Source organism: Streptomyces sp. NPDC050263 (assembly GCF_040655955.1).
GTDB lineage: Bacteria > Actinomycetota > Actinomycetes > Streptomycetales > Streptomycetaceae > Streptomyces.
In genome coordinates, this window is sequence record NZ_JBFAKW010000100.1 from 1 (window position 1) to 21,741 (window position 21,741).

At 68.0% G+C, this 21,741-nt stretch carries 31 protein-coding genes; 26 read left to right on the forward strand and 5 right to left on the reverse strand.

What is annotated here, in order from left to right; translation table 11 throughout:
• Positions 1-118: 118 nt before the first annotated feature.
• Positions 119-532: a hypothetical protein gene (locus tag AB0J04_RS33175; RefSeq protein WP_363172325.1), complete on the reverse strand. Its 414-nt coding sequence runs from the start codon at positions 530-532 to the stop codon at positions 119-121.
• Between the two features lie 449 nt (positions 533-981).
• Positions 982-1,515, reverse strand: coding sequence for a helix-turn-helix transcriptional regulator (locus AB0J04_RS33180; protein ID WP_363172326.1), 534 nt, complete (start codon positions 1,513-1,515; stop codon positions 982-984).
• A gap of 224 nt (positions 1,516-1,739) precedes the next feature.
• On the opposite strand from AB0J04_RS33180, the gene AB0J04_RS33185 reads away from it, so the two are divergent.
• From AB0J04_RS33185 to AB0J04_RS33195, 3 genes are all read left to right on the forward strand, one after another.
• Positions 1,740-2,063: a WhiB family transcriptional regulator gene (locus AB0J04_RS33185; protein ID WP_363172327.1), complete on the forward strand. Its 324-nt coding sequence runs from the start codon at positions 1,740-1,742 to the stop codon at positions 2,061-2,063.
• An 85-nt stretch (positions 2,064-2,148) separates the two neighbouring features.
• Positions 2,149-2,763, forward strand: a complete 615-nt coding sequence (locus AB0J04_RS33190; RefSeq protein WP_363172350.1) for a hypothetical protein — start codon at positions 2,149-2,151, stop codon at positions 2,761-2,763.
• On the forward strand, positions 2,760-2,951 hold the full coding sequence (locus tag AB0J04_RS33195; protein WP_363172329.1) for a hypothetical protein: 192 nt from the start codon (positions 2,760-2,762) through the stop codon (positions 2,949-2,951). Before AB0J04_RS33190 ends, AB0J04_RS33195 begins: the two co-directional genes overlap by 4 nt.
• A gap of 160 nt (positions 2,952-3,111) precedes the next feature.
• On the opposite strand, the gene AB0J04_RS33200 is transcribed toward AB0J04_RS33195, so the two are convergent.
• On the reverse strand, positions 3,112-4,392 hold the full coding sequence (locus AB0J04_RS33200; RefSeq protein ID WP_363172330.1) for a hypothetical protein: 1,281 nt from the start codon (positions 4,390-4,392) through the stop codon (positions 3,112-3,114).
• Positions 4,393-4,551: 159 nt separating this feature from the next.
• Here AB0J04_RS33200 and AB0J04_RS33205 point away from each other — a divergent pair, with 159 nt between their 5' ends.
• The 5 genes from AB0J04_RS33205 (at position 4,552) to tuf (ending at position 10,284) form a co-directional block, all read left to right on the forward strand.
• On the forward strand, positions 4,552-5,646 hold the full coding sequence (locus tag AB0J04_RS33205) for a glycosyltransferase family 2 protein (protein WP_363172331.1): 1,095 nt from the start codon (positions 4,552-4,554) through the stop codon (positions 5,644-5,646).
• Positions 5,647-5,914: 268 nt separating this feature from the next.
• Positions 5,915-6,286, forward strand: coding sequence for a 30S ribosomal protein S12 (gene rpsL / locus AB0J04_RS33210; RefSeq protein ID WP_003948652.1), 372 nt, complete (start codon positions 5,915-5,917; stop codon positions 6,284-6,286).
• 3 nt (positions 6,287-6,289) lie between these two features.
• Entirely contained in the window at positions 6,290-6,760 is a 471-nt protein-coding gene (gene rpsG, locus AB0J04_RS33215; protein ID WP_189712345.1) for a 30S ribosomal protein S7, read from the forward strand.
• 39 nt (positions 6,761-6,799) lie between these two features.
• On the forward strand, positions 6,800-8,926 hold the full coding sequence (gene fusA / locus AB0J04_RS33220; protein WP_363172332.1) for an elongation factor G: 2,127 nt from the start codon (positions 6,800-6,802) through the stop codon (positions 8,924-8,926).
• A gap of 164 nt (positions 8,927-9,090) precedes the next feature.
• On the forward strand, positions 9,091-10,284 hold the full coding sequence (gene tuf / locus AB0J04_RS33225; RefSeq protein WP_363172333.1) for an elongation factor Tu: 1,194 nt from the start codon (positions 9,091-9,093) through the stop codon (positions 10,282-10,284).
• Between the two features lie 128 nt (positions 10,285-10,412).
• Here the strand turns inward: tuf and AB0J04_RS33230 are convergent, their stop codons facing one another.
• Together AB0J04_RS33230 and AB0J04_RS33235 are read right to left on the reverse strand one after the other, a co-directional pair.
• Positions 10,413-11,006, reverse strand: a complete 594-nt coding sequence (locus AB0J04_RS33230) for a Uma2 family endonuclease (protein WP_363172334.1) — start codon at positions 11,004-11,006, stop codon at positions 10,413-10,415.
• 214 nt (positions 11,007-11,220) lie between these two features.
• A complete protein-coding gene (locus AB0J04_RS33235; protein WP_363172335.1) occupies positions 11,221-12,090 on the reverse strand; it encodes a helix-turn-helix domain-containing protein in 870 nt (289 codons plus the stop codon).
• A 1,128-nt stretch (positions 12,091-13,218) separates the two neighbouring features.
• Here AB0J04_RS33235 and rpsJ point away from each other — a divergent pair.
• The 18 genes from rpsJ to rplR all read left to right on the forward strand — a co-directional run bounded on the left by rpsJ (position 13,219) and on the right by rplR (position 21,711).
• Positions 13,219-13,527, forward strand: coding sequence for a 30S ribosomal protein S10 (gene rpsJ, locus AB0J04_RS33240; protein ID WP_003948644.1), 309 nt, complete (start codon positions 13,219-13,221; stop codon positions 13,525-13,527).
• Between the two features lie 17 nt (positions 13,528-13,544).
• Positions 13,545-14,189 carry a 50S ribosomal protein L3 gene (gene rplC, locus AB0J04_RS33245; RefSeq protein ID WP_351903799.1) on the forward strand — a complete coding sequence of 215 codons (645 nt, stop codon included), beginning with the start codon at positions 13,545-13,547 and terminating at the stop codon, positions 14,187-14,189.
• A 7-nt stretch (positions 14,190-14,196) separates the two neighbouring features.
• Entirely contained in the window at positions 14,197-14,853 is a 657-nt protein-coding gene (gene rplD / locus AB0J04_RS33250; protein ID WP_363172336.1) for a 50S ribosomal protein L4, read from the forward strand.
• Complete coding sequence (gene rplW / locus AB0J04_RS33255) at positions 14,853-15,272, forward strand: 50S ribosomal protein L23 (protein WP_363172337.1); 420 nt, start codon at positions 14,853-14,855, stop codon at positions 15,270-15,272. Before rplD ends, rplW begins: the two co-directional genes overlap by 1 nt.
• A 40-nt stretch (positions 15,273-15,312) precedes the next feature.
• Positions 15,313-16,149: a 50S ribosomal protein L2 gene (rplB, locus tag AB0J04_RS33260; RefSeq protein WP_006376052.1), complete on the forward strand. Its 837-nt coding sequence runs from the start codon at positions 15,313-15,315 to the stop codon at positions 16,147-16,149.
• A 12-nt stretch (positions 16,150-16,161) separates the two neighbouring features.
• The gene (gene rpsS / locus AB0J04_RS33265; RefSeq protein ID WP_020132632.1) at positions 16,162-16,443 is read left to right on the forward strand and encodes a 30S ribosomal protein S19; all 282 of its coding nucleotides are present in this window, start codon (positions 16,162-16,164) and stop codon (positions 16,441-16,443) included.
• Between the two features lie 42 nt (positions 16,444-16,485).
• Complete coding sequence (gene rplV, locus AB0J04_RS33270) at positions 16,486-16,833, forward strand: 50S ribosomal protein L22 (protein ID WP_363172338.1); 348 nt, start codon at positions 16,486-16,488, stop codon at positions 16,831-16,833.
• Positions 16,833-17,666 carry a 30S ribosomal protein S3 gene (gene rpsC, locus AB0J04_RS33275; RefSeq protein ID WP_054238784.1) on the forward strand — a complete coding sequence of 278 codons (834 nt, stop codon included), beginning with the start codon at positions 16,833-16,835 and terminating at the stop codon, positions 17,664-17,666. Before rplV ends, rpsC begins: the two co-directional genes overlap by 1 nt.
• Before the next feature lie 5 nt (positions 17,667-17,671).
• A complete protein-coding gene (gene rplP / locus AB0J04_RS33280) occupies positions 17,672-18,091 on the forward strand; it encodes a 50S ribosomal protein L16 (protein WP_006140905.1) in 420 nt (139 codons plus the stop codon).
• The gene (gene rpmC, locus AB0J04_RS33285; RefSeq protein WP_003998824.1) at positions 18,091-18,315 is read left to right on the forward strand and encodes a 50S ribosomal protein L29; all 225 of its coding nucleotides are present in this window, start codon (positions 18,091-18,093) and stop codon (positions 18,313-18,315) included. The genes rplP and rpmC overlap by 1 nt, the downstream gene beginning before the upstream one ends.
• Positions 18,315-18,602 carry a 30S ribosomal protein S17 gene (gene rpsQ / locus AB0J04_RS33290; protein WP_351903784.1) on the forward strand — a complete coding sequence of 96 codons (288 nt, stop codon included), beginning with the start codon at positions 18,315-18,317 and terminating at the stop codon, positions 18,600-18,602. The genes rpmC and rpsQ overlap by 1 nt, the downstream gene beginning before the upstream one ends.
• A 101-nt stretch (positions 18,603-18,703) precedes the next feature.
• Positions 18,704-19,072 (forward strand): 50S ribosomal protein L14, encoded by a 369-nt coding sequence (gene rplN, locus AB0J04_RS33295; RefSeq protein WP_003992364.1) that lies wholly within the window; start codon positions 18,704-18,706, stop codon positions 19,070-19,072.
• 2 nt (positions 19,073-19,074) lie between these two features.
• Positions 19,075-19,398 (forward strand): 50S ribosomal protein L24, encoded by a 324-nt coding sequence (gene rplX, locus AB0J04_RS33300; RefSeq protein WP_030039760.1) that lies wholly within the window; start codon positions 19,075-19,077, stop codon positions 19,396-19,398.
• Complete coding sequence (gene rplE, locus AB0J04_RS33305) at positions 19,398-19,955, forward strand: 50S ribosomal protein L5 (protein WP_363172340.1); 558 nt, start codon at positions 19,398-19,400, stop codon at positions 19,953-19,955. The genes rplX and rplE overlap by 1 nt, the downstream gene beginning before the upstream one ends.
• 5 nt (positions 19,956-19,960) lie before the next feature.
• Positions 19,961-20,146 (forward strand): type Z 30S ribosomal protein S14, encoded by a 186-nt coding sequence (locus AB0J04_RS33310; RefSeq protein ID WP_030890724.1) that lies wholly within the window; start codon positions 19,961-19,963, stop codon positions 20,144-20,146.
• Positions 20,147-20,361: 215 nt separating this feature from the next.
• Positions 20,362-20,760, forward strand: a complete 399-nt coding sequence (rpsH, locus tag AB0J04_RS33315; protein WP_013001411.1) for a 30S ribosomal protein S8 — start codon at positions 20,362-20,364, stop codon at positions 20,758-20,760.
• Between the two features lie 24 nt (positions 20,761-20,784).
• Positions 20,785-21,324, forward strand: a complete 540-nt coding sequence (gene rplF / locus AB0J04_RS33320; protein WP_363172341.1) for a 50S ribosomal protein L6 — start codon at positions 20,785-20,787, stop codon at positions 21,322-21,324.
• 3 nt (positions 21,325-21,327) lie between these two features.
• Entirely contained in the window at positions 21,328-21,711 is a 384-nt protein-coding gene (rplR, locus tag AB0J04_RS33325) for a 50S ribosomal protein L18 (protein WP_351903777.1), read from the forward strand.
• Positions 21,712-21,741: the final 30 nt, after the last annotated feature.

Consider the following 21,741-nt stretch of genomic DNA (forward strand, 5'->3'; position numbering starts at 1 on the left):
CTCGTACTGGACGTACTTGGGCTTTCGGCCGGTGCGGCGAGAGTGCGTGCCGGGCGTCGCGACGGGGCGAACGTTGCCTGCCGCGGCACTAGGTGCGTGAACGGGTTCCGGGGGGACGTCAGTAGACGTCCAGGAACACCTTGAGCACGCTCACGTACCGGTTGGCCGCGGAGTAGAGGTAGTCGGGCAGCCAGCGCGGGCCGTCCTGCTCCTCCACCTCGGTGATGAGGTTCGTGCCGTACCGGTTGCCGGCCGCGGCCAGCAGCGCGCGGCGGGCGGAGTTGGCCAGGACGTGCGCGGCCTGCTTGGTCGGGCCGTACACCTCCAGCTCGATCAGCGGCTGGTCGACGTGCAGTTCGCCGATCCACGCGCCGCCCCGCCGGTTGACGAGGACGGCGGCGGTCGTGCCGTCGAAGTTCTCGGGCGGATCGACGGCGACGTGCGCCGTGGAGAGCGCCGAGTCGGCCTCCAGGATGTCGACGACCAGGGCCTCGACGTCCGGGAAGGCACTCGGTGGGGTGGGTGTGGTCATGCCGGGTCACCTCGCCGGGAAGAAGGGGAAGTCGCCGGGCGGGCGCCGCGCGGGGGCGGGGAAGGGGAGGCGCGCGGCGCCTCGGCCCGGCGTACGGCGACGGGTGCGGCCCGCTCGGGGCTCGCGGGCACAGCTCCGCCGCTGCACCAACTGTGACAGAGGAGCGTGCGCGCACGCAACTAAATCGGCGAGGAAGTTGTGGAAGGAGGTGCGGGAGGGGCGAGAACGCAGGTCAGGAGGGGGGTCGGGTGCGCGCGGGGGAGTGGGGGTGGGAGGGACGTGGGGGTGCGTGGGGGGTGTGGGGGTGCGTGGGGGTGCGTGAGGGGTGTCGGGGACGTGGGGGACTTGGGGGACGTGGGGGACATGGGGCGTCGAACCGAGCTCCCGTCGGCCCACGGGCGCTCGTCGATCGGAACCGCTTGCGGAACGGCTTGCGGTCGGCCTGCGGATCAGTCGATGGAGGCGGGCACGCCCACCGCCGTCTCCAGCAGGGCTCGCGGATCCTCACGCATCGGTGTCACGTGCGCCGCGCGCGACCCCTGGGGGGACGGCGAACCCTGCGTGGCCTCCGCCTCGCTCGGGAGGAACTGCTCCACGACCCTGACGAACATCTCCCGTCGGTCGGCGGGCACGCCCAACAGGTCGGCGACCTCCTCCAAGGTGGGGCGGCGGCCGAACTCCGCGCTGGGCGCGGGGGAGGCCAGGTGGTCGTGGGGGTCGGCCAGTTCCTCCGCGGTCAGCCGACCGGAGCGGATGAGCATGTCGCGGACCGGCACACCGAGCACGCGGGCGAGCCGGCGGGTGGTCTCGAGGTCCGGCATGCTCTGCCGCTGAAGCAGACGGGTGACGGCGGCGCGGTGCACGCCCGCCTCGTCCGCGATCCTCGACTTGCCGCCGCCGCGTGGACTGTCGATGTCGTAGCCGCGTTCGCGCATGAGGTCTTCGACCCACGCGGCGAACGCGTCCAAGCCCTGGTTGGTCATTGTCCTTCTCTCTTCCTTCGGGGTGGGCAAGAGTTTAGCTTGCTTGCGCGCGCGGAATTACGTGCTCTCGGGCAAGCACTGAGGAAAATTCGCGCCGTTCGTGGAGATTTGAAGGATGCGGCGGAGGTTGACCATCCGGAAATTCGTTGCGGGCGCGCACGCAATCTGTAAGTCTGGGGAGACGTTCACTCAGCACGGCTCGTTCACGAACCCAGGGGGGTCCCATGTCCATGCCCGAAACGAGTTCCCGCCCGCCTGCCTCAACCGATCGCTGGCAGTCCGCGGCAGCCTGCACCGGGCTCCCCCCGCGGATCGTCTTCGCCAAGAAGGCCAAGGACGCCGCCCCCGCGCTCCGGGCCTGCGCCGACTGCCCCGTGCGCCGCGCCTGCGAGGATGCCGTGGCACCGGCCGAGAGCGGGTTCGACGGCGTCTGCGGCGGCCGTCTCTGGCGCTCGGGCCGCCCGGTCCCCGTCCCCGCGCAGCTCCCGCCCCCGGCCCTGGCCGCCGTCCTCGCCCACCTCCCGGCTCAGGGAGGCACCCGTGCCTGAAGCACGCGAGGAGCGGGGCGACCGCGAGGACCGCGCCGGGCGGGCCGACCGCGCCGAGCGCCCCACCGCCCAGGCCGCCCTCTGGATCAGCACACTTCTCCGGCAGTTCCCCGAGCTGTCGACGGAACTGGTCCCGGGCCGCACCACCCCCGCCCCCCGCCCCTCCGTGCCGCGCCCCCCGGCCGACCTCGGCGCCCGGCTGCGCGAGGAACGCGAGGAACAGCTCCTCCTCCAGCAGCGCCACGGCCTCGTGGCCCCCGGGCACGGCGCGGCCCCGCTCCGCCTGCACGTCTCCGACGCCATCCGGGACATCACCGACGGCGTGCTCGAACTGGAGGAGGCCGTACGCGACCGGCTCGGCCTGTCCCGCCCGCGGCGCGCCCCCGTGCCCGAGCGGCTGCGCAGGATCGCGTCCCTCCTCGACCGGATCGCCGCCGATCCCGTCCTGGCCGCGCATGTGCGCGACGAGACCCGCCGGATGGCCCGCCGCTGCGCCCGCGCGCTGGGCGACACCGAGACCGTCGTACGGGTCGCGGGCCGCTGCCCCTGGTGCGACTCCGTCTCCCTGCGGGCCTTCCCCGACCGCGGGGCCGTCCTCTGCGTCAACCCCGCCTGTCGCTGCCCCGAACCGGACTGCGGCTGTCACGACGACCCGGCCTACCGCCACACCTGGGACGAGGGGGAGTGGGCCCGAGCATGAGCGACCCCGACCGCCCCACCCTCATCCCCGGCCCCCTCGCGGCGCAGGAGGTCGGGGTGGCCCCCGCCACCATTCGCAAGTGGGTCCAGTTGGGTCACCTCAAAGCGGCCGGCAAGGCGGGACGGGCCCAGCTCTTCCGGCTGGAGGACGTCTTCGCCGCCGAACGCGCGGCCCGCCGAGCGCGCTGACCCGGCGCCGTCCGCCGTTCACCGTCCGCCGTCCGCCGTCCGCCGTTCACCGTCCGCCGTCCGCCGTTCACCGTCCGCCGTCCGCCGTCCGCCGTCCGCCGTCCGCCGTCCGCCGTCCACCGACCGGCTTCCACAGAACCGACGTTCACGGAACCGGCATCTACGGAATTCCCAACTCGAAGATCACATAGTGCGCGTACCACCCCGACGCCACCGCCGCCGTCGCGAAGAACACCGCCAGGCTCGGCCACTTCAGCCGGCTCATCGCCGCCGCCGGGGCCAGCAGCAGCGGGAAGACGGGCAGCAGATACCGCCCGGTGTTGCCGAACATCTGCTGGGTGCCCAGCACGGTGATCACACTCGCCAGTGTGTACGCGACCAGCACCAGCGGCGGCTTCTTGCGCAGCATCAGCGCGATCAGGAAGGGCAGCGCCAGCACGATCTGCACGCCGAGGAGGTCCGGGACGGAGAAGGCGAACAGGTAGTTGTTGTGACCGACCGCCGTGTTGCCGAGCACGTCCAGCGTGTACTTGCCGAAGTCGAAGTAGTGCGCCCAGCCCTCGCGCTGGAGCGTGAAGTACGCGGTGAGGTCGCCGGAACTGAGGCCGACCCAGGTGATGTAGGTGAGCAGACCGAGCGGCGCGGCGACCATCGCGTACACGGGCCCCGACACCCCGTGCTCGCGCCTGCTCTCCCGCCGCGCCAGGGTCACGATCGCGGCCAGCCCGACCGCGCCGATCAGCGCGGCGGAGGTCGGCCGGTTGAGGCCGGCCGCGAAGGCGAGCAGTCCGGCCGCCACCCAGCGGCGCTTCATCACGCAGTAGCAGCACCAGGCGGCTATGGCGACGAACACCGACTCCGAGTAGACCGCCCACTCCACGCCCGCGCCGGGCGCCACCGCCCACAGCCCGGCCGCGATCGTGCCCGCCCGCACCCCGGCGAGCGTCGAGATCACCGCGTAGATGCCGGCGGCGGCGACGAAGGAGGCCAGGACGGACACCAGGATCCCGGAGCCGTACAGACCCAGCCCGGTGATCTCGGACGTGCCCCGGATCAGGCCCGGGTAGAGCGGGAAGAAGGCGACCGAGTTCTGCTTGACGGTGAACAGCCCGCCCGGGCCGAGCGGTTCCAGGGGGCCGGGGTCGTACCCCTTCTCGGCGACCTGGAGGTACCACCAGCCGTCCCAGGTGGCGAGGACGTCCCACCAGTGGGCGCCGCCGCCGAAGCGCGGGTTCTTCTTCTGGTAGTCGTCGGCCGACTCCAGGAGCCAGGCGAAGACGGTCAGCCCCACGAGCTTGGTGACGCCGTAGAGAAGCAGCGGGGCGAGGTACGGTCGTACACCGTCCGGCACGGTGAGGCGGGGCGGTTTCCGCGACCGCTTCTCCGGCCCGTCGTCGGGCGCGGCGGAGCCCGTCGCCGTCTCGCTGGAAGCCGTGCTCATGGCTGGGGTCCCCCTCGGCCGATCGCCGGACGCCCAGGGCGGCACCGCGGTCCGGACGATCGTGATGATCGTGAAGCCTGGTCAAAAGAGTTGGTCACGAGTGTGGTCATAAGATCGCAACAGCGTCGCACATGTGCGTCACAGCTTGGGGGAGGGCGGGTGGCCGAAGCGCCGAAGACCGCGGCCGCGGAACAGGTCCTGTCGGTTGGCCCGGCGGTGGTCCTGTCCGTCGTCATACCCATGTACAACGAGGAAGAGGTACTCCCCGCGCTGGTCAGTCGGTTGCGCCCGGTCCTCGCGGGCCTCGGCGCGGCCTACGAGGTGGTCGCCGTGGACGACGGCAGCACCGACCGCACGGCCGAGCTGCTGGCCGCCTTCCGGCTCGGCTGGCCGGAACTGCGTGTCATCGGCCTGCGCCGCAACTCGGGCCACCAGGCCGCCCTCACCGCAGGCCTGGACCGGGCGGCCGGCGCCTATGTCGTCAGCATCGACGCCGACCTCCAGGACCCGCCCGAGAAGATCACCGACATGCTCGCGCTGGCCCGCGGCGAGCATCTCGACATCGTGTACGGCATCCGCGCGGACCGGGCCAGCGACAGCGGCTTCAAGCGGTGGACGGCGGGCCTGTACTACCGGCTCGTGCGCCGTCTCGCCGGACCGTCCGTGCCCGCCCACGCCGGTGACTTCCGGCTGCTCAGCCGGGCCGCCGTGGACGCCCTGAAGGCCCTGCCGGACCAGCAGCGCGTCTACCGCCTCCTGGTGCCCTGGCTGGGCTTCCCCAGCGGCGAGGTCACCTACGAGCGCGCACCGCGGCCGGCCGGCCAGAGCAAGTACCCGCTGGGCCGGATGATCCGGCTGGCCGTCGACAGCGTCACGGGCTTCTCGGCGGCGCCGCTGCGCATCGCGACCTGGCTGGGCGGCTTCGCCTTCCTGGTCTGCCTGGGGCTGATGGCCTACACCCTGAGCGCCCACGCCTTCCAGCACACCGTCCCCGGCTGGACGTCCCTCTTCATCGGCGTGCTGTTCATCGGCGCGGTCCAGCTGATCTGCGTGGGCCTGCTCGGCGAGTACGTCGGCCGCATCTATACGGCCGTACAGAACCGTCCGACGTACTTCATCGGCCACGACACCGCGACAGGACCGGCGCAACCGGCGCAACCGGCGCAACCGGCGCAACCGGCGCAACCGGCAGAACGGGAAGGCTCCGCGGACGCCGCCGCTCTGGTAGCACAAAGGTCGAGGCAGCGCTCGTGAACCGCTCGTAAACCTCCGGCGTGTCGATCGCTGAGCTTTTGTTTTGACCGGAGTCAGTGCGCTAGGTACGCTCAGACCTTGTGCCTGGGGTGTGCCCTGGCCCTCGTGCGTGTCTTCAACCGCACATGGGGCCTAAGGAGCGGCCACCGCAATCTGTGCCTCTTTTCGCTTCGCGGCGAAAGTCCGCCGGATTCGACACACCCGACCGCGTGGGTCGGCGATGTTCCAGGTTAGCTGTACAAATCGGCACACAGAAACCGGAGAAGTAGTGCCTACGATCCAGCAGCTGGTCCGTAAGGGCCGGCAGGACAAGGTCGAGAAGAACAAGACGCCCGCACTCGAGGGTTCTCCTCAGCGCCGCGGCGTCTGCACGCGTGTGTTCACGACCACCCCGAAGAAGCCGAACTCGGCCCTGCGTAAGGTCGCGCGTGTGCGTCTGACCAGCGGGATCGAGGTCACCGCTTACATTCCGGGTGAGGGACACAACCTGCAGGAGCACTCCATCGTGCTCGTGCGTGGTGGCCGTGTGAAGGACCTGCCGGGTGTTCGCTACAAGATCATCCGCGGCTCCCTCGACACCCAGGGTGTCAAGAACCGCAAGCAGGCCCGCAGCCGCTACGGCGCCAAGAAGGAGAAGTAAACAATGCCTCGTAAGGGCCCTGCCCCGAAGCGCCCGGTCATCATCGACCCGGTCTACGGTTCTCCTCTTGTCACGTCGCTCATCAACAAGGTGCTGCTGAACGGCAAGCGCTCCACCGCCGAGCGCATCGTCTACGGCGCCATGGAGGGCCTGAAGGAGAAGACCGGCAACGACCCGGTCATCACCCTGAAGCGCGCTCTCGAGAACATCAAGCCGACCATCGAGGTCAAGTCCCGCCGTGTCGGTGGCGCGACCTACCAGGTTCCGGTCGAGGTCAAGCCGGGCCGCGCGAGCACCCTGGCGCTGCGCTGGCTCGTGGGCTACTCCCGCGCCCGTCGCGAGAAGACCATGACCGAGCGCCTGCTCAACGAGCTTCTCGACGCGTCCAACGGCCTCGGCGCCGCTGTGAAGAAGCGCGAGGACACCCACAAGATGGCCGAGTCCAACAAGGCCTTCGCGCACTACCGCTGGTAGTCGCTACCCACGACGAGACCGAGAGAAGACGAAAGCCTTATGGCTACCACTTCACTTGACCTGGCCAAGGTCCGCAACATCGGGATCATGGCCCACATCGACGCGGGCAAGACGACCACCACTGAGCGGATCCTGTTCTACACCGGCGTTTCCTACAAGATCGGTGAGGTCCACGACGGCGCCGCCACCATGGACTGGATGGAGCAGGAGCAGGAGCGTGGCATCACGATCACCTCTGCTGCCACCACCTGTCACTGGCCGCTCGCCGATGTCGACCACACCATCAACATCATCGACACCCCGGGTCACGTCGACTTCACCGTCGAGGTGGAGCGTTCCCTGCGTGTGCTCGACGGCGCTGTGACGGTGTTCGACGGCGTCGCGGGTGTGGAGCCCCAGTCCGAGACCGTGTGGCGTCAGGCGGACCGCTACGGCGTCCCGCGCATCTGCTTCGTCAACAAGCTCGACCGGACCGGTGCCGAGTTCCACCGCTGCGTCGACATGATCAGCAACCGCCTCGGCGCGCAGCCGATCGTCATGCAGCTCCCGATCGGTGCCGAGGCCGACTTCAAGGGCGTCGTCGACCTGGTCACGATGAAGGCCTTCGTGTGGTCCGCCGAGGCGGAGAAGGGCGAGATGTACGACGTCGTCGACATCCCGGCCACCCACACCGAGGCTGCCGAGGAGTACCGCGGCAAGCTCGTCGAGACCGTCGCCGAGAACGACGACGAGATCATGGAGCTGTACCTGGAGGGCCAGGAGCCTTCCGTGGAGCAGCTGTACGCCGCGATCCGTCGTATCACCATCGCGTCCGGCAAGTCCGCCGACACCACCGTCACCCCGGTGTTCTGCGGCACCGCGTTCAAGAACAAGGGCGTTCAGCCCCTGCTCGACGCGGTCGTGCGCTACCTCCCCTCGCCGCTCGACGTCGAGGCCATCGAGGGCCACGCCGTGAACGACGCGGAGGAGGTCGTCAAGCGCAAGCCGTCCGACGACGAGCCGCTGTCGGCGCTGGCGTTCAAGATCATGAGCGACCCGCACCTCGGCAAGCTCACCTTCGTCCGGGTCTACTCGGGCCGCCTGGAGTCCGGCACTGCCGTGCTGAACTCCGTCAAGGGCAAGAAGGAGCGCATCGGCAAGATCTACCGCATGCACGCGAACAAGCGTGAGGAGATCGCGTCGGTCGGCGCCGGCGACATCGTCGCCGTCATGGGTCTGAAGCAGACCACGACCGGCGAGACGCTGTGCGACGACAAGCAGCCCGTGATCCTGGAGTCCATGGACTTCCCGGCTCCGGTCATCCAGGTCGCCATCGAGCCCAAGTCGAAGGGCGACCAGGAGAAGCTGGGCATCGCGATCCAGCGCCTGGCCGAGGAGGACCCGTCGTTCCAGGTCCACTCGGACGAGGAGACCGGCCAGACCATCATCGGTGGCATGGGCGAGCTGCACCTCGAGGTGCTGGTCGACCGTATGCGCCGTGAGTTCCGGGTCGAGGCCAACGTCGGCAAGCCGCAGGTCGCGTACCGCGAGACCATCCGCAAGGCGGTCGACCGGGTCGACTACACGCACAAGAAGCAGACTGGCGGTACCGGCCAGTTCGCCAAGGTGCAGATCGCGATCGAGCCCATCGAGGGCGGCGACGCGTCGTACGAGTTCGTGAACAAGGTGACCGGTGGTCGCATCCCGAAGGAGTACATCCCTTCGGTCGACGCCGGTGCGCAGGAGGCCATGCAGTTCGGCATCCTCGCCGGTTACGAGATGACCGGCGTGCGCGTCACCCTGCTCGACGGCGGCTACCACGAGGTGGACTCCTCCGAGCTCGCCTTCAAGATCGCCGGTTCGCAGGCCTTCAAGGAGGCCGCGCGCAAGGCCAGCCCCGTGCTGCTCGAGCCGATGATGGCCGTCGAGGTCACCACGCCCGAGGACTACATGGGCGAGGTCATCGGCGACATCAACTCCCGCCGTGGTCAGATCCAGGCCATGGAGGAGCGGATGGGCGCCCGGATCGTCAAGGGCCTCGTGCCCCTGTCGGAGATGTTCGGGTACGTCGGCGACCTCCGCAGCAAGACCTCGGGTCGCGCAAGCTACTCGATGCAGTTCGACTCCTACGCCGAGGTTCCCCGGAACGTCGCCGAGGAGATCATCGCGAAGGCCAAGGGCGAGTAACGCACTCCGTTCACACGCTTTAGGCTTGACTCCGGAGCCTTAGGGGCATCCACCCAGGTTCGTCACCGTTCATGGGTGTGTGCCCCGGGCCCGGGCTTTGACAGCAAAGATCACCTGGCGCCGATGAAGTAAGGCGTACCAGAACCACTCCCAGGAGGACCCCAGTGGCGAAGGCGAAGTTCGAGCGGACTAAGCCGCACGTCAACATCGGCACCATCGGTCACATCGACCACGGTAAGACGACCCTCACGGCCGCCATTACCAAGGTGCTGCACGACAAGTACCCGGACCTGAACGAGGCCTCGGCCTTCGACCAGATCGACAAGGCTCCCGAAGAGCGTCAGCGCGGTATCACCATCTCCATCGCGCACGTCGAGTACCAGACGGAGACGCGTCACTACGCGCACGTCGACTGCCCGGGTCACGCGGACTACATCAAGAACATGATCACCGGTGCGGCCCAGATGGACGGCGCCATCCTCGTGGTCGCCGCCACCGACGGCCCGATGCCGCAGACCAAGGAGCACGTGCTCCTGGCCCGCCAGGTCGGCGTTCCGTACATCGTCGTCGCCCTGAACAAGGCCGACATGGTGGACGACGAGGAGATCCTGGAGCTCGTCGAGCTCGAGGTCCGTGAGCTCCTCTCCGAGTACGAGTTCCCGGGCGACGACCTGCCGGTCGTCAAGGTCTCCGCGCTCAAGGCGCTCGAGGGCGACCCGGAGTGGGCGAACACCGTCCTCGAGCTCATGGCCGCCGTCGACGAGTCGATCCCGCAGCCGGAGCGCGACGTCGACAAGGCGTTCCTCATGCCGATCGAGGACGTCTTCACGATCACCGGTCGCGGTACGGTCGTCACCGGCCGTATCGAGCGTGGTGTCCTGAAGGTCAACGAGACCGTCGACATCATCGGCATCAAGACCGAGAAGACCACCACCACGGTCACCGGTATCGAGATGTTCCGCAAGCTGCTCGACGAGGGCCAGGCGGGCGAGAACGTCGGTCTGCTCCTCCGTGGCATCAAGCGCGAGGACGTCGAGCGCGGCCAGGTCATCATCAAGCCGGGCTCGGTCACCCCGCACACCGAGTTCGAGGCCCAGGCCTACATCCTGTCGAAGGACGAGGGTGGCCGTCACACCCCCTTCTTCAACAACTACCGTCCGCAGTTCTACTTCCGTACGACGGACGTGACCGGCGTCGTGACCCTCCCCGAGGGCACCGAGATGGTCATGCCGGGTGACAACACCGAGATGTCGGTGCAGCTCATCCAGCCCATCGCCATGGAAGAGGGCCTGAAGTTCGCCATCCGTGAGGGTGGCCGGACGGTCGGCGCCGGCCAGGTCACCAAGATCAACAAGTAAGTCTGTTGATCGACCTGGTAGCTCCAGCCTGAGCTGAGCACCTGAGAGGGCCCGTACGACTCCGGTCGTACGGGCCCTTTCGCATGCGGTCCTGGGCGCGGCCGGCGAAGGCACGGCTGCGAGGCCGGTCAGGCGGGGCAGCGCGGGAGGCCCTCGGTGGAGATGGTCCAGTCCGCGATGGTGACGTCCTCGCCGTAGACGAAGTCCTTGCGGGTGGCGTAGCGGGGGCCGTCGGGCGTGGGGTGGATGTCGGTGAGGACGGCCCCGGAGCCGGTGCGGGGGTCGAAGATCGCGTAGACGGGGATACCGATGAGGGGGTAGTCGCGGACCTTGCCGACCCAGTCGTTGTCGGGGTTGGAACGAGAGACGACCTCGATGGCGGCGATGAGCGTCTGCGGATCGAAGGAGCCCGGGACCTCCATGTTCACCCAGGCGATCACCATGACGTCCGGGTGGCGCATGATGCCCTCGACTTCGGCCTCGACATCAGGCGTCCCTGTGTGGGCGACCAGCTCTTCCGGCATGACCTTCTCAAGGCGTTTTCGAAGGTGCAGCGTGGTCAGCTCGTGGGGGCCGACTGGCGCCATCATGTCGTGGACGATCCCTTCCTTGGTGATCTCGAATTTGCCGGGGAGGGTGTCGTCCATGGACTGGATGACGTCCCGCATCGCCAGGTAGTGGCGGGAACTGCCCTGCTGCGTGCCGTCCGGGGCGATGGTCATGGCGCTCGCTCCTCGTCTGTGCCCAGGGGCAAGGATCGTCGCTTTCATGCTAGTGCCGCGGCAGGCAACGTTCGCCCCGTCGCGACGCCCGGCACGCACTCTCGCCGCACCGGCCGAAAGCCCAAGTACGTCCAGTACGAGGACTTCCGGCCGGCACGCCGAGAGCACGCACCGGACGCCGCTCCTTGACGGGTAAACGTTGCCTGCCGCGGCACTAGGCGGCCTCCGGGAGATCGGGACGACAGCCGCGGCAGTGACCGGGTTCAGGGGACCGGAAGGCCTTGTCGCAGCCGTCGCAGTTTCGGAGGGGGTGGCGGGTGTCCGGTGGGGTGGCCGGGGCCCGGTAGGGGGGTAGAGGTGGGAGTTGGGCGGTGAGGCGGTGGGCCAGGAGGGCGGCCGGGCGGCGTAGGGGGTCGTCCGGGAGGTCGGCGGTGAGGGCGTGGCGTACGGCGGTGGGGGTGATCTCGCGTTCGAGCCAGGCGGCCACGCCGGGTGCGAGGTGCTCCGTGTCGGTGGCGGAGAGGAGGAGGCGGGGGTCGTGGCGGCGGAGGCCGGCGAGCAGGTCGGTGGCCGTCTGGAAGAGGGCGGGGTGGGCGTACGCCGGTTTCGGCACCGGGGGGAGTGCCTTGCGGGGCGTGGCCGGGCGCTTCCTGGGGGCTTGGTCGGCTGCGTGGTCCGCTGCCGGACGGCGGTCGGGGTGGCCGCGGTCGTGGTGGCCGGGGCGGTTGCAGGAGACCGTGCGCGTGGTGACGCGGCCGTCGGGGCTGCGTCTGCGTTCGCGGCGCAGGTAGCCGTGGGTCTCCAGTTCGCGCAGGGCGGCGGCGATCCGGGTCGCGCCCTCGGGGAAGCGGGCGGCGAGGGTCTTGATGTCGACGCGGACGCCCTTGGGCAGCGACTGGAGGTGCACGGCCAGGCCGATCGCCAGCAGCGAGAGCTCCCGGTGCTGGGCGAGGTGGTTGCCGATCACGGTGAAGCGTTCGGTGTGGCGGGCGTTCTCGTGGGTGAGTCCTGTCGCGTGGGGGTGGTTTTTGCCCGGGATGCGGGACTCGGCGCATGGGGGCGCGCTAGGGTTTTCTGTATCCATCAGGAAGTTTGAGCCTTCCTCGGTGGTCAGGCCCTCGCACTGGGATTGCAGTCCCGGCGGGGGCCGTCGCATGTCTGCGGTGGGTGTCTGCGGTGGTGTTGCGCTGAGCGTAAGGCAGGCAACCCGGCCCGAATCCACCTGAGTTGGCATATTCACCCGCGGGAGTGAGTTTGAGCCGCGGGCGGGAGGGGTGGGGCTTGGTGGGGTGATTTCACCTCGGAGGTCCTTGGGAAAGACCGCCCCCGGCACCGAAGCGCGGAGAACCGGGTTCCGGTGTCTGAGCAGCCTGTACCGCCCGCCAACTGCCCTCTGGTTCCCGGGCGTTCGGTCGTGCGACCTCGACCGCTTCCGTGACTCGACGATGTCGACAGACAGTTCGAGGAGGCCCGGGCGGCGTTCCTCGGCCGGCAGGTGCCCGGGCCGCCGCGGTGGGTCATGCGCAGGCTTCGCCGGCGGGCGAGGAGGCAGTACGACCTCGAGGTGCGACGCGCCGAGGTCGCCTTCAGGGGGCGGCTGCCCGTGCTGTCCGTCCGGGCGGCCGCCTCGGGGTGCGGTGCGGGCGGGCCGCAGACGGGTCCGGAGGCCCTGCGTGAGGGCGGCGGGGTCGCCGGTGGGCCGCCGCGCTGCGGGTACTGCATCTGGCGCTGTCCGCGCACCCCGGCCGGGAGCGGCGTCCTCGGGGGGCGACGCGCAGGCCGCACAGGTCGTGCGCCGCGTTTGACCTACGTCACTCCCGGGGTATTCTCTCCGGCTCGATTGGCGGAGGGTGTGCCCCATATGGCAGACTGTCCGAGTTGCTCGGTCGAGTGTTGATGCTGCGCGCCTCCCGCCGGGAGGACCGGAAGCGAGTCCCACAGTACTCGTCGCCCTAACTGCCTGATGGCAGCGCTGGGGCGGACGTACGGGAATCTTTCGGGAAGTGTCAGTGCAGCGCCGACCAGGCACCCGGTGGACCTTTCGTCCCCGGCTTGCGGTTCCGGAAGGGCCGTGCTTTCCCAGCAGGGATGTTCGAACAAGGGGCATCTGTGTCGGTGACAGCGCGACACACCCGACCGCGTGGGTCGGAGAACGAGTGAACGGGAACACCCGGTTCCAGAGCGTTAGAAGAGACAGGACTACTGAGTAGCCATGGCGGGACAGAAGATCCGCATCCGGCTCAAGGCCTACGACCACGAGGTCATCGACTCCTCGGCGAAGAAGATCGTCGAGACGGTGACCCGCACTGGTGCGTCGGTCGCGGGCCCGGTGCCGCTGCCCACTGAGAAGAACGTGTACTGCGTCATCAAGTCGCCGCACAAGTACAAGGACTCGCGCGAGCACTTCGAGATGCGCACGCACAAGCGCCTGATCGACATCCTCGACCCGACGCCCAAGACCGTTGACTCCCTGATGCGACTCGACCTCCCGGCCGGTGTCGACATCGAGATCAAGCTCTAGGGGTCGGTGATCTGAGAATGGCTAAGCAGATCAAGGGCATCCTGGGCGAGAAGCTCGGCATGACGCAGGTGTGGGACGAGAACAACCGTGTTGTTCCGGTCACCGTCGTCAAGGCCAGCCCCAATGTCGTGACCCAGGTCCGCACGAACGACGTGGACGGCTACGAGTCGGTCCAGATCGCCTTCGGCGAGATCGACCCGCGCAAGGTGAACAAGCCCCTCAAGGGTCACTTCGCCAAGGCCGACGTCACGCCCCGTCGCCACCTCGTCGAGATCCGGACGGCCGATGCCGCCGAGTACACGCTCGGTCAGGAAATCACCGCCGAGGTCTTCGAGGCCGGCGTCAAGGTCGACGTGACCGGCAAGAGCAAGGGCAAGGGCTTCGCCGGTGTCATGAAGCGTCACAACTTCAAGGGCCTCGGCGCCGGACACGGCACCCAGCGCAAGCACCGCTCGCCCGGTTCCATCGGTGGCTGCGCCACCCCGGGCCGCGTGTTCAAGGGCCTCCGCATGGCGGGTCGCATGGGCAACGAGCGTGTCACCACCCAGAACCTGACCGTCCACGCCGTTGACGCGGAGAAGGGTCTGCTGCTCATCAAGGGCGCGGTTCCCGGTCCGAACGGCGGCCTCGTCCTGGTCCGCACCGCGGCCAAGGGGGCCTGAGGTACCGATGAGCACTGTTGACATCCTTTCGCCTGCGGGCGAGAAGACCGGAAGCGTCGAACTCCCCGCGGAGATCTTCGGCGTGGAGAAGGTCAGCATCCCGCTGATCCACCAGGTCGTCGTCGCGCAGAACGCCGCTGCCCGTCAGGGCACGCACAAGACCAAGCGTCGCGGCGAGGTCCGTGGTGGCGGCAAGAAGCCGTACCGCCAGAAGGGCACCGGTCGCGCCCGCCAGGGTTCGACCCGCGCGCCGCAGTTCGCCGGCGGTGGCGTCGTCCACGGCCCGCAGCCGCGTGACTACTCGCAGCGGACCCCGAAGAAGATGAAGGCCGCGGCCCTGCGCCACGCCCTCACCGACCGGGCCCGCCACAACCGGATCCACGTCGTCACCGGCGTGATCGAGGGCGAGACCCCCTCCACGAAGTCCGCTCGGACGCTGTTCGGCAAGATCTCGGAGCGCAAGAACCTGCTCCTGGTCGTCGACCGCGCCGACGAGGCCGCGTGGCTGTCCGCCCGCAACCTGCCCCAGGTGCACATCCTGGAGCCGGGCCAGCTGAACACGTACGACGTGATCGTCTCGGACGACGTGGTCTTCACCCAGGCCGCTCTCGAGTCCTTCGTCGCCGGCCCGAAGGCCAACGACACCGAAGGGAGTGACGCCTGATGGCTACGCGTCACCCGAGCATCGCCCCCAAGGCCGCCAAGGCCGCCAAGGCCGCGCGCGTCGCCAAGGCGAAGCGCCACGAGGCCGAGGGCAAGAACACCGTCGTCACCGCGCCCAGCAAGGCGTACACGGACCCCCGTGACGTGCTGCTGAAGCCGGTCGTGTCGGAGAAGAGCTACGCGCTCCTCGACGAGAACAAGTACACGTTCATCGTCGACCCGAACGCCAACAAGACCCAGATCAAGCAGGCCGTCCAGGCGGTCTTCTCGGTCAAGGTCACCGGGGTCAACACGATCAACCGCCAGGGCAAGCGCAAGCGCACCAAGACCGGTTTCGGTCAGCGCGCGAGCACCAAGCGCGCGATCGTGACCCTTGCTGAGGGCGACCGTATCGACATCTTCGGCGGTCCGACCGCCTAAGGGCGGTCCGGATCGTCCGATATCGGACGAGGACTGAAAAATGGGAATCCGCAAGTACAAGCCGACTACGCCGGGCCGTCGTGGCTCCAGCGTCGCCGACTTCGTCGAGGTCACGCGGTCCACGCCGGAGAAGTCGCTGGTTCGCCCCCTGCACAGCAAGGGCGGCCGTAACAATTCCGGTCGTGTGACCGTGCGCCACCAGGGTGGTGGCCACAAGCGCGCCTACCGCGTCATCGACTTCCGTCGCCATGACAAGGACGGCGTGCCGGCGAAGGTCGCGCACATCGAGTACGACCCCAACCGCACCGCGCGCATCGCGCTGCTGCACTACGCGGACGGCGAGAAGCGCTACATCCTCGCCCCCCGCAACCTGTCGCAGGGCGACCGCGTCGAGAACGGTCCCGGGGCCGACATCAAGCCGGGCAACAACCTGGCGCTCCGCAACATCCCGGTCGGTACCACGATCCACGCGATCGAGATCCGTCCCGGTGGCGGCGCCAAGTTCGCCCGCTCCGCCGGCGCCTCGGTGCAGCTGCTCGCGAAGGAGGGCACGATGGCCCACCTCCGCATGCCGTCCGGTGAGATCCGCCTGGTCGACCAGCGCTGCCGCGCCACGGTCGGCGAGGTCGGCAACGCCGAGCAGAGCAACATCAACTGGGGCAAGGCCGGCCGTAAGCGCTGGCTGGGCGTCCGCCCGACCGTTCGCGGTGTGGCGATGAACCCGGTTGACCACCCCCACGGTGGTGGTGAGGGCAAGACCTCCGGTGGTCGCCACCCGGTCAGCCCCTGGGGTCAGAAGGAGGGTCGTACTCGTTCGCCGAAGAAGGCTTCGAACAAGTACATCGTCCGCCGCCGCAAGACGAACAAGAAGCGCTAGGAGCGGGTTTAGATGCCGCGCAGTCTCAAGAAGGGGCCCTTCGTCGACGGACACCTCGTAAAGAAGGTGGACGCCCAGAACGAAGCCGGTTCCAAGAACGTCATCAAGACCTGGTCCCGTCGCTCGATGATCATCCCGGCCATGCTGGGCCACACGATCGCGGTGCACAACGGCAAGACCCACATTCCGGTGTTTGTCACCGAGTCGATGGTCGGCCACAAGCTCGGCGAGTTCTCGCCGACGCGCACCTTCCGGGGTCACGTCAAGGACGACCGGAAGTCGAAGCGCCGCTAGTAGCGGGGTGGAATGACCATGACAGACACTGGAAGGACAACCATGGAAGCCAGGGCCCAGGCGCGGTACATCCGCGTCACGCCCATGAAGGCCCGCCGGGTGGTGGACCTTATCCGTGGCATGGACGCCACGGAGGCTCAGGCGGTCCTGCGTTTCGCCCCGCAGGCCGCGAGCGTGCCGGTCGGCAAGGTGCTGGACAGCGCCATTGCCAACGCCGCGCACAACTACGACCACACTGACGCCGACAGCCTCTTCGTCTCCGAGGCCTACGTCGACGAGGGTCCGACCCTGAAGCGGTTCCGTCCGCGTGCCCAGGGGCGCGCCTACCGGATCCGCAAGCGGACCAGCCACATCACCGTGGTCCTCAGCAGCAAGGAAGGATCCCGGTAATGGGCCAGAAGGTTAACCCGCATGGGTTCCGGCTCGGCATCACCACGGACTTCAAGTCCCGCTGGTACGCCGACAAGTCGTACAAGGAATACGTCGGAGAAGACGTCGCCATCCGTCGGATGATGACGTCCGGCATGGAGCGCGCCGGCATCTCGAAGGTGGAGATCGAGCGCACCCGTGACCGGGTCCGCGTCGACATCCACACCGCGCGTCCGGGCATCGTCATCGGCCGCCGCGGCGCCGAGGCCGACCGTATCCGCGGCGACCTGGAGAAGCTGACCAAGAAGCAGGTCCAGCTGAACATCCTCGAGGTCAAGAACCCCGAGGTCGACGCTCAGCTGGTGGCCCAGGCCGTCGCCGAGCAGCTCTCCTCCCGCGTCTCCTTCCGTCGGGCCATGCGTAAGAGCATGCAGTCCGCCATGAAGGCCGGCGCCAAGGGCATCAAGATCCAGTGCGGTGGCCGCCTCGGCGGCGCCGAGATGTCCCGCTCGGAGTTCTACCGCGAGGGCCGTGTGCCCCTGCACACGCTCCGCGCGAACGTGGACTACGGCTTCTTCGAGGCCAAGACGACCTTCGGCCGCATCGGCGTGAAGGTCTGGATCTACAAGGGCGATGTCAAGAACATCGCCGAGGTCCGCGCCGAGAACGCCGCAGCCCGCGCCGGCAACCGCCCGGCCCGTGGCGGCGGCGGCGCCGACCGCCCGGCCCGTGGTGGCCGTGGCGGCGAGCGCGGCGGTCGCGGTCGTAAGCCGCAGCAGGCTCCCGCTGCCGAGGCCCCCAAGGCCGAGGCTCCGGCTGCCGCTCCGGCTGAGAGCACCGGAACGGAGGCCTGACCGACATGCTGATCCCCCGTAGGGTCAAGCACCGCAAGCAGCACCACCCGAAGCGCCGTGGTCAGGCCAAGGGCGGTACGACGGTCTCGTTCGGCGAGTACGGCATTCAGGCCCTCACGCCGGCGTACGTGACCAACCGCCAGATCGAGGCGGCCCGTATCGCGATGACCCGCCACATCAAGCGTGGTGGCAAGGTCTGGATCAACATCTACCCGGACCGCCCGCTCACGAAGAAGCCTGCCGAGACCCGCATGGGTTCCGGTAAGGGTTCTCCGGAGTGGTGGATCGCGAACGTGCACCCGGGCCGGGTCATGTTCGAGCTGTCCTACCCCAACGAGAAGATCGCCCGTGAGGCCCTCACTCGCGCAGCCCACAAGCTGCCGATGAAGTGCCGGATCGTCAAGCGCGAGGCAGGTGAAGCGTGATGTCGGCCGGTACCAAGGCGTCCGAGCTGCGCGAACTGGGTGACGAGGAGCTTCTCGCGAAGCTCCGCGAAGCCAAGGAAGAGCTGTTCAACCTCCGCTTCCAGGCGGCGACGGGTCAGCTCGAGAACCACGGTCGGCTCAAGGCCGTCCGTAAGGACATCGCGCGGATCTACACCCTGATGCGTGAGCGCGAGCTGGGCATCGAGACGGTGGAGAGCGCCTGATGAGTGAGAACAACGTGACTGAGCAGACTGCAGAGGCCCGCGGCTTCCGCAAGACCCGCGAGGGTCTGGTCGTCAGCGACAAGATGGACAAGACCGTCGTCGTCGCCGTCGAGGACCGTGTGAAGCACGCGCTGTACGGCAAGGTCATCCGCCGTACGAACAAGCTCAAGGCGCACGACGAGCAGAACGCTGCGGGCGTCGGCGACCGTGTCCTCCTTGCGGAGACCCGGCCGCTGTCCGCGACGAAGCGCTGGCGCGTCGTCGAGATCCTCGAGAAGGCCAAGTAATTCCTGCGGCAAACCCCGCAGGTCAGTTCCGCCAGGCTCGGCGCGAAGCGTGAGGCAATCACGCTTCGCGCCGGGAACCGGCAGACACACAGGAGATAGACGTGATCCAGCAGGAGTCGCGACTGCGCGTCGCCGACAACACTGGTGCGAAGGAAATCCTTTGCATCCGTGTGCTCGGTGGCTCCGGTCGCCGCTACGCGGGCATCGGTGACGTCATCGTCGCCACCGTCAAGGACGCGATCCCCGGCGGCAACGTGAAGAAGGGTGACGTCATCAAGGCGGTCATCGTTCGCACCGTCAAGGAGCGCCGCCGTCCGGACGGCTCGTACATCCGCTTCGACGAGAACGCCGCTGTCATTCTGAAGAACGACGGCGACCCTCGTGGCACCCGCATCTTCGGCCCGGTCGGCCGGGAGCTGCGCGAGAAGAAGTTCATGAAGATCATCTCGCTGGCTCCGGAGGTGCTGTAAGCATGAAGATCAAGAAGGGCGACCTGGTCCAGGTCATCACGGGCAAGGACAAGGGCAAGCAGGGCAAGGTCATCGCGGCCTTCCCCCGCGAGGACCGCGTCCTGGTCGAGGGTGTCAACCGGGTCAAGAAGCACACGAAGGCCGGTCCGACCGCCAAGGGCTCCCAGGCCGGCGGCATCGTGACCACCGAGGCCCCGATCCACGTGTCCAACGTTCAGCTGGTCGTGGAGAAGGACGGCAACAAGGTCGTCACGCGCGTCGGTTACCGCTTCGACGACGAGGGCAACAAGATCCGCGTTGCCAAGCGGACGGGTGAGGACATCTGATGGCTACCACCACCACTCCGCGTCTGAAGACGAAGTACCGCGAGGAGATCACGGGCAAGCTGCGTGAGGAGTTCTCCTACGAGAACGTCATGCAGATCCCCGGCCTCGTCAAGATCGTGGTCAACATGGGTGTGGGCGACGCCGCCCGCGACTCCAAGCTGATCGACGGCGCGATTCGCGACCTCACCACGATCACCGGTCAGAAGCCGGCCGTCACCAAGGCCCGCAAGTCCATCGCGCAGTTCAAGCTGCGTGAGGGTCAGCCGATCGGTGCCCACGTCACGCTTCGTGGCGACCGCATGTGGGAGTTCCTGGACCGCACCCTGTCGCTCGCGCTCCCGCGCATCCGCGACTTCCGTGGTCTGTCCCCCAAGCAGTTCGACGGCCGTGGCAACTACACCTTCGGTCTCACGGAGCAGGTCATGTTCCACGAGATCGACCAGGACAAGATCGACCGTGTCCGGGGTATGGACATCACCGTGGTCACCACGGCGACCAACGACGCTGAGGGCCGCGCGCTCCTTCGTCACCTCGGCTTCCCCTTCAAGGAGGCGTGAGCGAGATGGCGAAGAAGGCTCTGATCGCAAAGGCTGCTCGCAAGCCCAAGTTCGCTGTGCGGGCGTACAACCGCTGCCAGCGTTGCGGCCGTCCCCACTCCGTGTACCGCAAGTTCGGCCTCTGCCGTGTGTGCCTTCGTGAGATGGCTCACCGTGGAGAGCTGCCGGGCGTGACCAAGAGCTCCTGGTAAACCCCTTATTTAGGGGTCCCGGAGTCTCTCGGTAAGCAATGGGCGTGTCAGGCGCCCACCTCTCCATGGCTTAGGCTGGGAGGGTTGGGTGCCCTGATGGTCGCCCGTACGACTTACTACGCCGTAGGTCCACCGCGCCGCACCCGTCCCGTCTCGGATCGGGGAGAGGGATGGCGCACCAGGAAACCCCGGCGAGAGAGGCCACAGGCCAATTCATGACCATGACTGATCCGATCGCAGACATGCTTACGCGTCTGCGGAACGCGAACTCGGCGTACCACGACTCCGTGACGATGCCGGCATCGAAGATCAAGTCTCACATCGCGGAGATCCTCCAGCAGGAGGGCTTCATCACGGGCTGGAAGGTCGAGGACGCCGAGGTCGGCAAGAACCTCGTTCTCGAGCTGAAGTTCGGCCCGAACCGTGAGCGCTCCATCGCGGGCATCAAGCGGATCTCCAAGCCCGGTCTCCGGGTTTACGCGAAGTCCACCTCCCTGCCCAAGGTGCTGGGCGGCCTCGGCGTGGCGATCATCTCCACGTCGCACGGTCTCCTCACCGACAAGCAGGCCGGCAAGAAGGGCGTAGGCGGAGAAGTTCTCGCCTACGTCTGGTAGCGGAAGGGAACGGAGGAAACAGCTATGTCGCGCATTGGCAAGCTCCCTATCACGGTTCCCGCCGGCGTGGACGTCACCATCGACGGCCAGACGGTTTTGGTCAAGGGCCCCAAGGGCTCGCTGACCCACACCGTCGTTTCGCCGATCGAGATCGCCAAGGGTGAGGACGGCGTTCTGAACGTCACCCGCCCCAACGACGAGCGTCAGAGCAAGGCCCTGCACGGCCTGTCCCGCACGCTGGTGGCGAACATGATCACCGGCGTGACCCAGGGTTACGTGAAGAAGCTCGAGATCAGTGGTGTCGGTTACCGCGTGACCGCGAAGGGTTCGAACCTCGAGTTCGCGCTCGGTTACAGCCACCCGATCACCGTCGAGGCCCCCGAAGGCATCTCCTTCAAGGTCGAGAACCCCACGCGGTTCTCGGTCGAGGGCATCGACAAGCAGAAGGTCGGCGAGGTTGCGGCCAACATCCGCAAGCTGCGCAAGCCCGACCCGTACAAGGCCAAGGGTGTCAAGTACGAGGGCGAAGTCATCCGCCGCAAGGTCGGAAAGGCGGGTAAGTAAGCCATGGCATACGGACAGAAGATCCTGAAGGGCGACGCCTACAAGCGCGCCGCGATCAAGCGCCGTCACATCCGGATCCGCAAGCGGATCAACGGTACGGCGGAGCGTCCTCGTCTGGTCGTTACCCGCTCGAACCGCCACATCGTGGCCCAGGTGATCGACGACATCAAGGGTCACACCCTGGCGTCGGCGTCCACCCTGGACACGTCGGTCCGCGGTGGCGAGGGCGACAAGTCCTCGCAGGCCAAGCAGGTCGGCGCGCTTGTCGCCGAGCGCGCCAAGGCCGCCGGTGTCGAGACTGTCGTGTTCGACCGTGGTGGTAACCAGTACGCCGGGCGCATCGCCGCTCTGGCGGACGCCGCCCGCGAGGCCGGGCTCAAGTTCTGAGCCTCCGTAGCTAGCGGAAACAGAGAGAGG